Annotated in this window: 11 protein-coding genes; 9 read left to right on the top strand and 2 right to left on the bottom strand. The window is 41.2% G+C overall.

Features of this window, described 5'->3' with window-relative positions; genetic code table 11:
* Window positions 1-104: 104 nt before the first annotated feature.
* The 7 genes from purD (at window position 105) to purB (ending at window position 6,739) form a co-directional block, all read left to right on the top strand.
* The gene (gene purD / locus D7D53_RS08800) at window positions 105-1,367 is read left to right on the top strand and encodes a phosphoribosylamine--glycine ligase (RefSeq protein WP_120770730.1); all 1,263 of its coding nucleotides are present in this window, start codon (window positions 105-107) and stop codon (window positions 1,365-1,367) included.
* 186 nt (window positions 1,368-1,553) lie between these two features.
* Window positions 1,554-2,045, top strand: coding sequence for a 5-(carboxyamino)imidazole ribonucleotide mutase (gene purE, locus D7D53_RS08795; protein ID WP_120770729.1), 492 nt, complete (start codon window positions 1,554-1,556; stop codon window positions 2,043-2,045).
* The gene (purK, locus tag D7D53_RS08790) at window positions 2,032-3,123 is read left to right on the top strand and encodes a 5-(carboxyamino)imidazole ribonucleotide synthase (RefSeq protein WP_120770728.1); all 1,092 of its coding nucleotides are present in this window, start codon (window positions 2,032-2,034) and stop codon (window positions 3,121-3,123) included. The genes purE and purK overlap by 14 nt, the downstream gene beginning before the upstream one ends.
* 1 nt (window position 3,124) lies before the next feature.
* Window positions 3,125-3,388: a hypothetical protein gene (locus tag D7D53_RS08785; protein ID WP_120770727.1), complete on the top strand. Its 264-nt coding sequence runs from the start codon at window positions 3,125-3,127 to the stop codon at window positions 3,386-3,388.
* 20 nt (window positions 3,389-3,408) lie between these two features.
* Window positions 3,409-3,609 carry a phosphoribosylaminoimidazole carboxylase gene (locus D7D53_RS08780; protein WP_120770726.1) on the top strand — a complete coding sequence of 67 codons (201 nt, stop codon included), beginning with the start codon at window positions 3,409-3,411 and terminating at the stop codon, window positions 3,607-3,609.
* An 11-nt stretch (window positions 3,610-3,620) separates the two neighbouring features.
* Window positions 3,621-5,444: a serine/threonine-protein kinase gene (locus D7D53_RS08775; protein ID WP_120770725.1), complete on the top strand. Its 1,824-nt coding sequence runs from the start codon at window positions 3,621-3,623 to the stop codon at window positions 5,442-5,444.
* Complete coding sequence (purB, locus tag D7D53_RS08770; RefSeq protein ID WP_120770724.1) at window positions 5,441-6,739, top strand: adenylosuccinate lyase; 1,299 nt, start codon at window positions 5,441-5,443, stop codon at window positions 6,737-6,739. Before D7D53_RS08775 ends, purB begins: the two co-directional genes overlap by 4 nt.
* A 54-nt stretch (window positions 6,740-6,793) precedes the next feature.
* Here purB and D7D53_RS08765 read toward each other — a convergent pair whose 3' ends face one another.
* Entirely contained in the window at window positions 6,794-11,266 is a 4,473-nt protein-coding gene (locus tag D7D53_RS08765) for a G5 domain-containing protein (RefSeq protein WP_162927896.1), read from the bottom strand.
* 317 nt (window positions 11,267-11,583) lie between these two features.
* The gene (locus D7D53_RS08760; protein ID WP_031237756.1) at window positions 11,584-12,300 is read right to left on the bottom strand and encodes a GntR family transcriptional regulator; all 717 of its coding nucleotides are present in this window, start codon (window positions 12,298-12,300) and stop codon (window positions 11,584-11,586) included.
* 319 nt (window positions 12,301-12,619) lie between these two features.
* On the opposite strand from D7D53_RS08760, the gene D7D53_RS08755 reads away from it, so the two are divergent.
* Together D7D53_RS08755 and D7D53_RS08750 are read left to right on the top strand one after the other, a co-directional pair.
* Window positions 12,620-14,407: a glycoside hydrolase family 35 protein gene (locus D7D53_RS08755; protein WP_120770722.1), complete on the top strand. Its 1,788-nt coding sequence runs from the start codon at window positions 12,620-12,622 to the stop codon at window positions 14,405-14,407.
* Window positions 14,404-14,880, top strand: a complete 477-nt coding sequence (locus D7D53_RS08750; RefSeq protein ID WP_020903315.1) for a PTS sugar transporter subunit IIB — start codon at window positions 14,404-14,406, stop codon at window positions 14,878-14,880. Before D7D53_RS08755 ends, D7D53_RS08750 begins: the two co-directional genes overlap by 4 nt.
* The last annotated feature ends 21 nt before the right edge of the window (window positions 14,881-14,901 follow it).

Below are 14,901 nucleotides of genomic sequence, written 5' to 3'. Positions count from 1 at the left end.
AAACAGTTTCTTTCCTTTTTTGCATAAAAACGCGGAGTGAAACAAGATTAAAACGAACGTTTATGATATAATGTTAGTAAATAATTCGCAAAAGAGGTTATAAGATGAAGCTGTTAGTTGTCGGTTCGGGTGGTCGTGAACATGCCATTGCTAAGAAGTTGCTTGAGTCAAAGGACGTTGAAAAAGTATTTGTAGCTCCTGGGAATGACGGGATGACTCTGGATGGTCTCGAATTGGTAAATATCTCTATTTCCGAACATTCTAAATTGATTGACTTCGCAAAGGCCAACGATATCGCTTGGACCTTTATTGGTCCAGATGACGCCCTTGCGGCTGGTATCGTGGATGATTTCCATGCAGCTGGTCTCAAAGCCTTTGGTCCGACAAGATTGGCAGCTGAGCTGGAGTGGTCCAAGGATTTTGCTAAGGAAATCATGGTCAAATACGGCGTTCCGACAGCAGCCTATGGCACATTCTCAGATTTCGAGGAAGCCAAGGCCTATATCGAAAAGCAGGGTGCGCCTATCGTAGTCAAGGCGGATGGCTTGGCGCTTGGGAAGGGTGTCGTCGTTGCTGAAACGGTTGAGCAAGCAGTCGAAGCAGCTCACGAGATGCTTTTGGACAATAAATTTGGTGACTCAGGTGCGCGTGTAGTTATTGAGGAATTCCTTGATGGGGAGGAGTTCTCCCTCTTTGCCTTTGTCAATGGTGATAAGTTCTACATCATGCCAACAGCTCAGGACCACAAACGTGCCTACGATGGCGACAAAGGGCCTAACACGGGTGGTATGGGTGCCTATGCGCCAGTTCCACACTTGCCACAGAGCGTGGTTGACACAGCAGTGGAGACTATTGTCAAGCCAGTCCTAGAGGGCATGATCCAAGAAGGGCGTCCATATCTGGGAGTTCTTTACGCAGGGCTTATCTTGACAGCTGATGGACCTAAGGTTATCGAGTTTAACGCTCGTTTCGGAGATCCAGAAACGCAAATTATCTTGCCTCGTCTGACATCTGACTTTGCACAAAATATTACGGATATTCTGGATGGCAAGGAGCCAACCATCACCTGGACAGACAAGGGTGTGACTCTGGGTGTGGTTGTCGCATCCAAGGGCTACCCGCTAGATTATGCAAAGGGTGTCGAGTTGCCAGCCAAGACCGAAGGCGACACCATCACCTACTATGCAGGGGCTAAGTTTGCGGAAAATAGCAGAGCACTGCTATCAAACGGTGGACGTGTCTATATGCTCGTCACTACAGCAGCCACCGTCAAAGAAGCCCAAAACACCATCTACGGGGAACTCAACAAACAAAACACAGAAGGCCTCTTTTATCGAACAGATATCGGAAGCAAGGCGAACAAATAAAATTTCAAAAGCGACTGAGTCGCCAAACCCGATAATGGTTGCCGTGGTGAAAAGACCAGAACAGTATCTGTTTTGGTCGGGGAAACTTTGAGACCTTAGGCTCAAAGTTTAGGAATGAAACCGAAGGTTTGCTTCCGTCCCCACCACCTAAGACCATTATCAAAAAAGAAGAAAAAAGGAAAAATTATGACTAAACCAATTATTTCCATCATCATGGGCTCAAAATCCGACTGGGCAACCATGCAAAAAACCGCTGAAGTCCTAGACCGCTTCGGTGTATCCTACGAAAAGAAAGTTGTCTCTGCCCACCGCACACCTGACCTCATGTTCAAACATGCTGAAGAAGCTCGTAGCCGTGGCATCAAGATCATCATCGCAGGTGCTGGTGGCGCAGCCCATTTGCCAGGGATGGTGGCAGCCAAGACAATACTTCCAGTCATTGGTGTGCCAGTCAAATCACGTGCTCTTAGCGGTGTGGATTCGCTCTATTCAATTGTTCAGATGCCAGGTGGGGTTCCTGTAGCAACCATGGCTATCGGTGAAGCAGGTGCGACTAACGCTGCCCTTTTTGCCCTCCGTCTCCTCTCTGTAGAAGATAAGTCCATTGCGGACGCACTTGCTAACTTTGCCGAAGAACAAGGAAAAATCGCAGAGGAGTCTACGAATGAGCTCATCTAAAACAATCGGAATTATCGGTGGTGGCCAGCTGGGTCAAATGATGGCTATTTCTGCTATCTACATGGGCTACAAGGTTATCGCGCTGGATCCTGCGGCTGATTGCCCAGCCTCTCGCGTGGCGGAGATCATCGTGGCTCCTTATAACGATGTGGATGCCCTCCGTCAGTTGGCGGAACGTTGTGATGTCCTCACTTATGAATTTGAAAATGTTGATGCTGACGGTTTGGATGTCGTTATCAAGGATGGACAACTCCCTCAAGGGACAGATCTGCTCCGCATTTCGCAAAATCGTATCTTTGAAAAGGACTTTCTCTTAAATAAGGCACAAGTGACAGTTGCACCCTACAAGGTTGTGACTTCTAGCCAAGATTTGGCGGATATCGACCTGTCGAAAAACCATGTCCTCAAGACTGCGACTGGTGGCTATGATGGACATGGACAAAAGGTTATTCGCTCAGAAGCAGACTTGGAAGAAGCCAATGCACTAGCCGATTCAGCAGACTGTGTCTTGGAGGAATTTGTCAACTTTGACCTTGAGATTTCTGTCATCGTGTCAGGTAATGGTAAGGACGTGACAGTCTTCCCTGTTCAGGAAAATATCCACCGCAACAATATCCTGTCTAAGACCATTGTGCCAGCCCGCATTTCAGAAAGTCTAGCAGCCAAGGCCAAAGCTATGGCAGTGCGAATCGCTGAACAGTTGAATCTGTCTGGAACCCTTTGTGTGGAAATGTTTGCGACAGCTGATGATATCATTGTCAACGAGATTGCCCCACGACCACACAACTCTGGGCACTACTCTATCGAAGCCTGCGACTTCTCCCAGTTTGATACCCACATTTTAGGTGTTCTGGGAGCATCATTGCCAGAAGTTAAATTACATGCACCTGCCGTCATGCTCAATGTTCTCGGCCAGCATGTCGAGGCTGCTGAAAAATATGTCACAGAAAATCCAAGCGCCCACCTCCACATGTATGGTAAAATAGAAGCAAAGCACAATCGCAAGATGGGGCATGTGACTTTGTTTAGTGATGTTCCGGATGAGGTGGAGGAGTTTGGGGAGGGGATTGACTTTTGAAATGGCAGAAGAATTTGATGAATTGCTAGATGATGAAATAAAGACCGAAAAACTGACTTATACGGACGATTTGATTGTTCCAGAGATTGCGGATAGAGAGGGGATTCATATTTTAGAGAGAGCTGGTAATCAGCTAGTCTTAGAATATTCTTGTTCCGTGAAGGAAGTTAAGGATTGTCTGAGTAGTTACGGCCTGCCTAGACATCCTGAGAGAATTTCATTTGAATTTTCTATACATGAAGACTCAGAAAATGATAATCTTTAAAGCTAAATGGAGACCAGTTTATGATTCAAATTATTGTCAACGCTTTTGTGGAAGTGCTCTTTGCCAGCGCCGACCATGAAAAAGTAAAAGCCAAATATCAGAAATTAAAGATTCAATATACGAACAATTATCTGGCTATCTATGATTTGCCATTGGATACAGATCTAAGTAGCTTGCCGCACTATCCGTCGGTGGCTATTGGGAAAGAGGATTTTGAGTGAGGAGTGAGGTTATGAATTTAACTGATGAAACTATTGAAAATCTCAAAAAGAGATTTAGCATTGATGAAATTTTGGAATCTAATAATTTTAGTTTTATTCGAATTCTAGGTCAGGGTGGTCAGGGTGTAGTAGTTTTAGCAACTGATAATACTGGGATAGAAAAAGCTGTAAAAATTATGCAACTACCAACTTCCGGAGGTCGAGCAAATAAAATTAAAATTGATAGATTAAAGCAAGATCTTGACTTTTGTTTAAACGACAATCATCCTAATATTATTCGTTATGATAGTTATGGAGAATTTCCTAAAGACGAAGAAGTTAAAACAAAATTCTTTTATGCAGTCATGGATTATTATCCCCAAACTTTGAGAGATGTAATTAATCATCGTGAAAATTATTCTCCCTTACAAAGATTGGATTTATTAATTCAATTAATAAAAGCAGTGAATGCTGCACATGACAAGAGGATTATCCATAGAGATATTAAACCAGAAAATGTATTAATTAGTGGATATCACCTTGTTTTAAGTGACTTTGGTATTGCACATTTTGAGGACGCTGGACTGACAGTCGCAGATGACCTTCTAGTTAATAGAAATTACCTTTCTCCTGAACAAAAAATAGAGGGTAATGCTCTCACTATTACTTTTGCATCGGATATCTATTCTTTAGGTTTAATTATTAATGAGTGTTTTACTGGTGAAAATCCAGCAGGTTCTGACTATCGGCATATTGAACAATATTATCCATATTTATTTGAGTTGGACAATCTGGTTGATATGATGATGAGCTATAGAGCTGATGAACGACCAACGGCTGATAGTGTAAGAATCAAATTGAAGATTTATAACCATGATATAAGAAATCAACTTGATGAAATTAAAGACAGTCTTAGAACTGAGATGATAGATGAAGATTCTATTTTACAAACAGCAGCTGAAGATTTGATATTTAGTGATCATGCATTGAAAGATTTAAACGATAGTGCATTGCAAAAATTAAATCCGAATTACCATTGTTCGTTATCATATAGTGTAACTAAAGATTTATATTCAAATTTTATACAGCATCGTTTGCTGGCTGAATGTGAAAAGAAATTTACATATGAAAGTCATAATTACTTAGATGGTGAATACTACGAACCACTTAATATTAATCATAAAGGGGAGCATAAGTATCTTTATGACCGTATGAAAGAAATTCTGATAAATATTGGTGGGAATAAAATTCTTTCAGGTAAGATTTTAAAATTGTTTATTTCTTGTAAAGACTATCATTGCGAAGAAATTTTAAGAGAAGTTGATCAAATAATTACGTATTCTAAAGACAACATAATTGATGTTCCAGTGCTTTGGTTAGTTAAATATTTAAGAAGCAATGCTTTTACTTTCGACTCTAACTTCAATGGTGATAAATTATTCGAGCATGTTAAACTAGTTGAATTTCGTGAGAATAAAGTGGGAACGCCACTAGAATTAGCACTGTTTGAAAATCAGTTAGATTCTTTCAAAAAAAGGGATGAGAAACTTTTAACGATTCTTAATACAGTTAAGAAACAGTATCATATAGAATTTGATCAGATTAGTCGAGAAAATTACTCTTTGAAGTTCGATAATGTATTTAATGCTGGTAGTTTTGACAAATTTAAAGAATACTGTATTTCAAAGACAGAACCAGGTTCAACATTTGAAGCAGATGTACATGATATGTTAAGTAATTTAAAGGAAAATATAAATGAAGGGGTTATTGAATTGATTGTCTCTAAGGATTGGGATATAGAAGTTACATTAAGAAAGATTTTTATTAATTTAATTAGGGAAGGAGAAACATCATGATCAACCGTTACTCTCGCCCTGAGATGGCGAACATTTGGAGTGAAGAAAATAAATACCGTGCTTGGCTTGAGGTGGAAATCTTGGCTGACGAGGCATGGGCTGAGTTGGGGGAAATCCCTAAGGAAGATGTGGCTTTGATTCGTGAAAAGGCGGACTTTGACATCGACCGTATTTTGGAAATTGAGCAGGAGACTCGCCACGATGTGGTGGCTTTCACGCGTGCGGTTTCTGAAACGCTTGGCGAAGAGCGCAAGTGGGTCCACTATGGTTTGACTTCTACCGATGTGGTAGATACGGCTTACGGTTACATCTACAAACAGGCCAACGACATCATTCGTCGTGACCTTGAAAACTTCACTAACATCATCGCTGACAAGGCTAAGGAACACAAGTTTACCATCATGATGGGTCGTACCCACGGTGTGCACGCTGAACCTACAACCTTTGGTCTGAAATTGGCAACTTGGTATAGCGAAATGAAGCGCAATATCGAGCGTTTCGAGCATGCAGCTGCTGGTGTAGAAGCTGGTAAAATCTCTGGTGCGGTTGGGAACTTTGCCAACATCCCACCATTTGTGGAGCAATACGTCTGCGACAAGCTTGGTATCCGTGCTCAAGAAATCTCTACACAGGTGCTTCCTCGTGATCTTCATGCTGAGTACTTTGCAGTTCTTGCCAGCATCGCGACTTCTATCGAACGTATGGCGACTGAGATTCGCGGTTTGCAAAAGTCTGAACAACGTGAAGTGGAAGAATTCTTTGCTAAAGGGCAAAAAGGGTCTTCAGCAATGCCTCACAAACGCAACCCGATCGGTTCTGAAAATATGACAGGTCTTGCGCGTGTTATCCGTGGTCACATGATTACAGCCTATGAAAACGTTGCTCTCTGGCACGAGCGTGATATCTCTCACTCATCAGCTGAGCGTATCATCACACCGGATACGACTATTTTGATTGACTACATGCTCAACCGTTTTGGAAATATCGTCAAGAACTTGACTGTTTTCCCAGAAAACATGATCCGCAACATGAACTCTACGTTTGGTCTTATCTTTAGCCAACGTGCGATGTTGACCTTGATTGAAAAAGGCATGACCCGTGAGCAAGCCTATGACTTGGTACAACCAAAAACAGCCTACTCTTGGGATAATCAAGTAGACTTTAAACCGCTTCTCGAAGCAGATCCAGAGGTAACTTCTCGCCTCACACAAGAAGAAATCGACGAAATTTTCAACCCAGTTTATTACACTAAACGAGTGGACGATATCTTTGACCGTCTTGGACTGGGTGATTAATTAAAAAATAAACAGCGAGCTTCAATCTCGCTGTTTATTTTTTATCGAAAAGACCTAGTCTTCTTTTCTTTTAGTGATTCCATAGGCTGCTAGTGAGGCCATGAGTCCTGCGACTACTAGTCCTGCAGAATCGTGACTTCCTGTTTCAGGAAGTTTTTTCTCTGTTGCCACAGGAGCTGGACCTTGAGGGAGAGCTTTGTTTTCCTCAGCAGGAGCAGTTGCTGGAGCTGGTTGGCTTGAGATTTCTAGTTTTGGTTTTTCTTCAGCAATAGCGGCTTGTCCGTTTTCACCGCCTACATGTGTTACCATAGTTCCGACTTCGACTATTTGAGTAACGGCTTCCTGTGCTACGACACTATTTACAAGTGTTTTCACTTCCTTGCCATCAACAGTGCTTACAGAGTAGAAGTTGCTACGATGTCCATTGACGCCCTTAGTAATGACTTTTGTTTTTCCTTTGAACAAGAGTGGATTTTCACGAGTCACTGTGGTAAATGGAATTTCTTCTTCTTGGATATCCAGTCTAGGTTTTGTTTCTGCAACTGGAGCAAGATCATGTTCATCGCCTACATGTGTTACCATAGTTCCGACTTCGACTATTTGAGTAACAGCTTCCTGTGCTACGACACTATTTACTAGTGTTTTCACTTCTTTACCATCGGCAGAAGCGCTCACCGAGTAGAAGTTTGTACGGCGACCGTTGACACCTTTAGTAATGACTTGTGTTTTTCCTTTGAGCAAGAGTGGATTTTCACGAGTCACTGTGGTAAATGGAATTTCTTCTTCTTGGATATCCAGTCTAGGTTTTGTTTCTGCAACTGGAGCAAGATCATGTTCATCACCTACATGTGTTACAAGGGTTCCGACTTCAACAATTTGAGTAACTGCTTCTTTGGTTACAAGACTATCTACAAGTGTTTTCACTTCCTTGCCATCAACAGTGCTCACAGAGTAGAAGTTGCTACGATGTCCATTGACGCCCTTAGTAATGACTTGTGTTTTTCCTTTGAGTAAGAGTGGATTTTCACGAGTTACTGTGGTAAATGGAATTTCTTCTTCTTGGATATCCAGTTTAGGTTTTACCTCAGTAGTTGGTGCAAGACCACTTTCATCACCCTTATGAGTTACAGGAGCGCCGACTTCAACCACTTGGTTTACAACTTCTTTGGTTACCTGGCTATCAAGGACTGTTTCTGTTGTTTTTCCATTTTCAGTGAGTACAGAGATGTAATGAGTTCGTTCACCTTTGACTCCTGCTGTGATAATATTTTCCTGACCAGCTGGGAGGTTAGGATTTTCTTTCTTGATAACTTCAAATGGAATTTCTTCAGTTCTTGTGATGAGTTCTGGACTGGTTTCAACATTGGCAGTCACTTCATTTTCATCCAGGCTTCCTGAGTGAGTTGTAGCTGGTTTGAGACCTAAGCGAGCGGCTTTTAGGTTGGCTACAAGTGTGTCAAGCTCAGCTTGTTTATTACGGTTGAGGTTGTAATTTAGAGCTGTTTTAGCTGCGTCAAGGGTCTCAAGACTTTCTTTACTATATCCTTCTAAGTTTTCAGGAATTTGTGCTAATTCTTCACGGAGAGCATTATAATTAGCTCGGAAGTAGTCTTTGTTGTGGTCTGCAAAGGCAGTCATGAGTTCAAAGATTTCTTCTTCCTTGTACTCAGCGCTTGGTCTATCTGCCCAGATTGAAAGCATACTACCGACTGTTGGAAGGTCTACTTCAGGATATTTAGTAGAAGCAAGTTGATTGAATGGTGTTTTTCCAGTATTCTCAATAGCTTTTTTGAGGAAACCACCACCATCTTCTGGTTTTTGACCGAGAATGTAGTACCAGTCACCGTTGGTATTCAAGAACTTATAACCCTTGCTTGCTAGGTATTGAGGTGATGCGAGGTTATATCCCCACCAGCCTTTAGACCAGTAAGAAATCAAGACGTCTTTGTCAAACTGAACATCGTCCTTGTCCTCGTAGTAGAAGCCATCGTTGAAGGCCATTGGTTGAAGTCCTCTTTCTTTGGCCATAGCTGCGAGGGTGTTGGCATATTCGGCAAACTTGCCATAGAGTTGATACCATTTGAGGTAGTACCAGCCTTGGGCACTAGTAGCATCGTTGGCGTATTCGTCAGTACCAAAGTTGAAAATCTTTGTTTTTCCTGCAAAGAAGTCCATGTATTTACCGATGAGGGCTTTTACAAAGTTCATCGCTTCTTCGTTTCTCAAGTCCATAGTTGTTTTGGAGACTTTGTCAAAGTGGGCTTGAGGATTTTTAATACCCAATTTTTCCATGGCAACTAGCATAGCATCCATGTGACCTGGGCTGTTGATAGCTGGGATGAGACCGATACCCTTAGATTTAGCGTATTCAATTAATTCTGTCACTTCTGCCTGTGTTAGTGCAGTACCGTTTGGATCGTCGTAGTAAGCTTTAGTTCCTTCGATAATAGCTTTTTTAACGTCATCACTAGCATAGGTTTTTCCGTTGGCAGTGATGGTCATATCATCGAGTAAGAATCGAAGTCCGTCATTTCCTAGAAGGAGATGAACATCAGAATATCCGAGCTCACTGGCCTTATCTACGATGCGTTTGAGTTGGTTAAGAGTAAAGTATTTGCGTCCAGCATCGATTGAAATCACCTTGTTTTTAGCAAGTTTTTCAACCTCACGTTTAGCATCTTCTTCTTTTTGAGCTTCTGGTGTGAATGTCAAATTGCTGACTGCTTCTTGAAGTTTTGCAATTGCTTGGTCAATCGTGTCTTGTTGGGCACGGCTGAGGTTGCTATCAAGTGAACGGATGGCTTTTGCCGCTTCGTTAACCGCTGCGACGCTTTCTGCAGTATAACGGTTAAGGTCTTTTGGTACCTCGTTAAGTGCTTTTTCTGCAGACTCATAATCAGCTGCGAAGTATTCAGCGTTAGAATTTGCGAATTGCCGCATGAGTTTGAAGAGTCGTGATGGTGAATAACGTGCAGATGGAGTGTCAGCCCAAGCAGCTACCATACCACCGATGATTGGGATATCAGCTCCTTCTGTTTTTGGTACAGAAGTGATTGGTGTGTTTTTAATACCATTGAGCCCCTGATCGAGATTGTACCAACCTTGGCCATCTGCATTTCGCCCAAGAACATAGTACCAAGCATCGTTAGTGTTTAGGATTTGGTGACCTTTTTCTACTAGAAGTTTAGAAGAAGCGACGTCGTAACCTCCCCAACCACCAGTCCACATTGAAACGATGATATCTTTGTCAAAAGTTCCGAAGCTAGTATCACTATTGTAGTAAATACCATCATTGAAGGCCATTGGTTTTAGACCGTGCGATTTTACAATACGAGCTAGGTCATTGGCGTAGGCAATAAATTTTTCATATCCTTTTACAGGGTAGCCTTCGTTTGGATAGTATTTATCAGCCTGAAGAACGCTCCAACCTTTAGCGTTTGTTGCGTCATTGGCATATTCATCCAGTCCGATGTTGAAGATTTCAGTCTTTTTCGCGAAATAAGCAGCATATTTATCGATAAGGGCTTTTGTAAAAGCGACCGCTTGTTCGTTGTCAAGATCGACAGTACGGGCTGATTCCTTCCCAAAATAGCTAAAGTTAGGGTTTTGGATTCCCAATTCTTTCATGGCATTGAGGATTGCATCCATGTGACCAGGACTATTTACTGTCGGAATGAGACCGATACCTTTATCTTTGGCATAGTTAATCAGATCTGTCATTTGATTTTCTGTTAAGTGATTGCCGTTTGGATCGTTGTAATAATCATTTGTACCTTTTTCAATGGCACGTTTGACATCGTCACTGGCATAGGTCTTGCCGTTAGCTGTGATGCTCATATCGTCCAACATGAAGCGGAGTCCATCATTTCCAACTAATAGGTGTAAATCAGTGTAGCCATAATGTTTCGCTTTGTCGATGATTTCCTTGAGTTGTTCTGGTGAGAAATATTTACGTCCAGCATCAATAGAAACAATTTTCTTTTTCGCTAGTTTTTCATTTACAGTTGTAGCACGTTCCTTTCCTGCCTCTGTTGCCAGTTTGTCAGCCTCTGCTTTCGCTTCATCTTTTTTAGCTGGTTTATCCTTGTCAGTCTTGTCTGTATTTGACTCTTTAGAATCAGCCTCTTTCTTAGGGCTAGCTTCTTCTGCCTTTTTATTAGCAGTTTCTTTTTCAGCAGAAGTTGGAGTTACCACTTCTGCTTTATCACTAGGAGTTGAACTAACTTCCTCTTGTGGTTTTTCTTCTGTTTTTGGAAGACTAGCTACCTTATCAGCAGCTGGAGTTTCTGTTTCTACAGTTTTTGGAGCTTCTGGTTGAAGCTCTGCTTTAGGTGTTTCCTCAGTCCGATTTTCGGATGATTGAGGGGAATCAGAAACCGTATGGATGGTCGGTTGGTTTTCTGTAGTAGTAGGAGTAACTCCATCGGCTGCAACAGTCTGTGCTTGGAAGGCGAATCCAACTAGAACAGAAGCTGCTCCTACAGCGTATTTACGAATAGAAAAACGCTGTTGTTTTTCATGTTTCATTGCAAAACCTCCTGATTGCATTGTTATATTGATAGCGTTTACATAAATCAACACCTTTATTTTATTTCTTATATTAACGAGAGTCAAGAGGAGATGACAAAAAACTATAATAAGTATAAAAAAATATAAAATTTAAACTTAAGATTTCAGATTGGTCGGAAAAGATACATATATATATCTAGTAGAATTTTTTTGGTTCTATTTCTATAAAATATTCCACAAATTATAGAATCTTCCAAAAATAGGTAAGCGCTACCTTTTTGGTGTGGTATAATAAGTATAGAAAAAGCCCAAGCGTTTAGGCTCAGGCTTTCTTCTTAGTGATCACGGTCACATGAAATGAATTTGATTTTGTAGTAATCTGCTCGTTTATATGTTTCGCTGTATGCGAGAACTTGACCAGTAGACTCTAGTTTAGTAGTCTTGGTTTGTAAAACGGTTGGGAATTGTTCATCGACTCCGAGGACCGAAGCCGCATGTTCTGGAGTTGGAAATGCTATTTCATTGATTTCTTCAAAATGTTCATCATTCATGTGAATGTGGTAATCCAATTTGAAACGGTTATAGATAGAGCTATAATATTCAAGATTTGGATAATTTGCGTTGATGTATTGTTCCGGAATGTAAGATGTATGGTAGATGTAGACAACACCACCTGTTTCGCGTACGCGTTCAATCTTGTAGTAGAACTGATCTCCGCGTAGTCCAAGTTTTTCTAAGTAGCTTAGTTTGTTTCCACGCTCAATAGAAAGGACGGTAACTTTATCATCTTTAGTTTCAAAAACTTCTACATCTGAAAACTCTACGAGTTTGTGTTTGCGTGCGCGTGAAACGAATGTACCCTTTCCTTGTTGGCGGACAATATAGCCATCCTTGGCAAGGTCGTTTAAGGCGCGAACAACTGTGATAGAACTTACATCATACATTGCAATCAATTCAGCTTCAGTGTAGAATTTATCTCCACTGGCAAATTGACCAGAAATGATTTTGTTCTTTAACTCATCTTTAATATATTGATACTTTGGAATTGCCATATTTTCACCTCGATTTTCCTTCTCCGTTAAAGATTTTACCATAAAACTGGAAAGAATAGTAGCCTTTTGAATAAAAAAATTAGAATAATAGGCTATAAGGTTAATTTACATAGGAATAAATAGAAAAACATACATTTTTATACATGGTACCAAAATGTTGTTATGACTATAGATTACAAGATTTTTATAAGTTTTTTGTGTAAAAGTTAGTGAAAAATGAAAAAAATTGTGAAAACCTATTGACAAATGCAGGATATTGAGATATATTTACTATATCAACAAATGAAAGCGTAAACTTTAGTTGTCAGAAGGTAAGAATATGACACGATTTGAGATACGGGATGATTTTTATCTCGATGGAAAATCATTTAAGATTTTATCTGGCGCCATTCATTATTTTAGGGTTCCTCCAGAAGATTGGTATCATTCGCTCTATAACTTGAAGGCTCTTGGTTTTAATACAGTAGAGACTTATGTAGCTTGGAATTTACACGAGCCTCGTGAGGGTGAATTTCACTTTGAAGGAGCTCTGGATTTGGAGCGATTTCTCCAGACAGCACAAGATTTAGGTCTTTACGCTATCGTTCGTCCCTCTCCCTTTATCTGTGCGGAGTGGGAATTCGGTGGCTTACCAGCTTGGCTCTTAACCAAGAATATGAGGCTTCGTTCCTCAGATCCTGCTTATATTGAAGCTGTAGGTCGCTACTATGATCAGCTCTTGTCACGATTGGTTCCACATTTGTTGGACAAGGGTGGCAATATCCTTATGATGCAGGTTGAAAATGAGTATGGTTCTTATGGAGAAGATAAGGCTTACCTGAGAGCGATTCGACAGTTGATGGAGGAGCGTGGCGTAACCTGTCCCCTCTTTACATCAGATGGTCCATGGAGAGCTACACTGAAAGCTGGAACCTTAATCGAAGATGACCTCTTTGTAACAGGGAACTTTGGTTCTAAGGCATCTTACAACTTTTCACAGATGCAGGAATTCTTTGATGAACATGGTAAGAAATGGCCACTCATGTGTATGGAGTTCTGGGATGGTTGGTTCAATCGTTGGAAAGAACCGATTATCACACGGGATCCGAAAGAGTTGGCAGATGCAGTTCGAGAGGTTTTGGAGCAAGGTTCCATCAATCTTTACATGTTCCATGGTGGCACAAACTTTGGTTTCATGAATGGTTGCTCAGCTCGAGGAACTTTGGACTTGCCACAAGTCACATCTTATGATTACGATGCCCTTCTGGATGAGGAAGGAAATCCAACTGCCAAATATTTAGCAGTCAAGAAGATGATGGCAACGCATTTCCCAGAGTATCCGCAGTTGGAACCACTCTACAAAGAGAGTATGGAGTTGGATGCTATTCCACTAGTTGAAAAAGTTTCCTTGTTTGAAACCTTAGATAGCTTGTCTAGTCCGGTAGAAAGTCTCTATCCTAAAAAGATGGAGGAGTTAGGACAAAGTTATGGCTACCTACTCTATCGAACAGAAACAGACTGGGATGCAGAAGAAGAGAGACTTCGTATCATTGACGGTCGAGATAGAGCTCAGCTGTATGTCGATGGTCAGTGGGTTAAAACCCAATATCAGACAGAGATTGGGGAAGATATTTTTTATCAAGGCAAAAAGAAAGCGCTGTCTAGATTGGATGTCTTGGTAGAAAATATGGGGCGTGTCAACTATGGACACAAGTTCTTAGCGGATACGCAACGTAAGGGAATTCGGACAGGAGTTTGTAAGGATTTGCATTTCTTACTAAACTGGAAACACTATCCACTCCCACTAGACAATCCCGAGAAAATTGATTTCTCAAAAGGATGGACAGAAGGACAACCAGCCTTTTACGCTTATGACTTTACAGTCCAAGAGCCAAAAGATACTTACCTAGACTTATCTGAGTTTGGTAAGGGAGTTGCCTTTGTCAATGGGCAGAATCTAGGACGTTTTTGGAACGTCGGCCCAACCCTCTCACTTTATATTCCTCATAGCTATCTCAAGGAAGGTGATAATCGCATCATCATCTTTGAAACAGAGGGCCAATATAGAGAAGAGATTTATTTAACTCGTAAACCTACACTAAAACACATAAAGGGGGAAAACTTATGACAATTGTAGGATGCCGTATTGATGGACGTTTGATCCACGGACAAGTAGCCAATCTATGGGCTGGAAAACTAAATGTTTCACGTATCATGGTTGTAGATGACGAAGTTGTCAACAACGACGTTGAAAAGAGTGGTTTGAAACTTGCAACACCACCAGGTGTGAAGTTGAGTATTTTGCCAATTGAGAAAGCGGCAGCCAATATTCTTGCTGGAAAATACGATAGCCAACGTCTCTTTATCGTGGCTCGTAAACCAGACCGCTTCCTTGGTTTGGTAGAAGCAGGTGTACCAATTGAAACCCTTAATGTTGGGAATATGTCTCAAACACCAGAAACTCGCGCCATCACACGTTCTATCAACGTAGTGGACAAGGATGTGGAAGACTTCCACAAATTGGCAGAAAAAGGTGTTAAACTTACTGCTCAAATGGTTCCAAATGATCCAATTTCAGACTTTTTGAGCTTATTAAAATAGGAAAAAATTTTTAGGAGGTCA

This window comes from Streptococcus gwangjuense (genome assembly GCF_003627155.1).
In the GTDB taxonomy this organism is placed as follows: domain Bacteria; phylum Bacillota; class Bacilli; order Lactobacillales; family Streptococcaceae; genus Streptococcus; species Streptococcus gwangjuensis.
Note: the sequence above shows the minus strand (reverse complement) of the source record. Positions and strands in the feature narration are given on the sequence as shown.

Coding starts and splice junctions, on each gene's coding strand:
- purD (WP_120770730.1), top strand. CDS start 105: ATGAAGCTGTTAGTTGTCGGTTCGGGTGGTCGTGAACATGCCATTGCT.
- purE (WP_120770729.1), top strand. CDS start 1,554: ATGACTAAACCAATTATTTCCATCATCATGGGCTCAAAATCCGACTGG.
- purK (WP_120770728.1), top strand. CDS start 2,032: ATGAGCTCATCTAAAACAATCGGAATTATCGGTGGTGGCCAGCTGGGT.
- D7D53_RS08785 (WP_120770727.1), top strand. CDS start 3,125: ATGGCAGAAGAATTTGATGAATTGCTAGATGATGAAATAAAGACCGAA.
- D7D53_RS08780 (WP_120770726.1), top strand. CDS start 3,409: ATGATTCAAATTATTGTCAACGCTTTTGTGGAAGTGCTCTTTGCCAGC.
- D7D53_RS08775 (WP_120770725.1), top strand. CDS start 3,621: ATGAATTTAACTGATGAAACTATTGAAAATCTCAAAAAGAGATTTAGC.
- purB (WP_120770724.1), top strand. CDS start 5,441: ATGATCAACCGTTACTCTCGCCCTGAGATGGCGAACATTTGGAGTGAA.
- D7D53_RS08765 (WP_162927896.1), bottom strand. CDS start 11,266: ATGAAACATGAAAAACAACAGCGTTTTTCTATTCGTAAATACGCTGTA.
- D7D53_RS08760 (WP_031237756.1), bottom strand. CDS start 12,300: ATGGCAATTCCAAAGTATCAATATATTAAAGATGAGTTAAAGAACAAA.
- D7D53_RS08755 (WP_120770722.1), top strand. CDS start 12,620: ATGACACGATTTGAGATACGGGATGATTTTTATCTCGATGGAAAATCA.
- D7D53_RS08750 (WP_020903315.1), top strand. CDS start 14,404: ATGACAATTGTAGGATGCCGTATTGATGGACGTTTGATCCACGGACAA.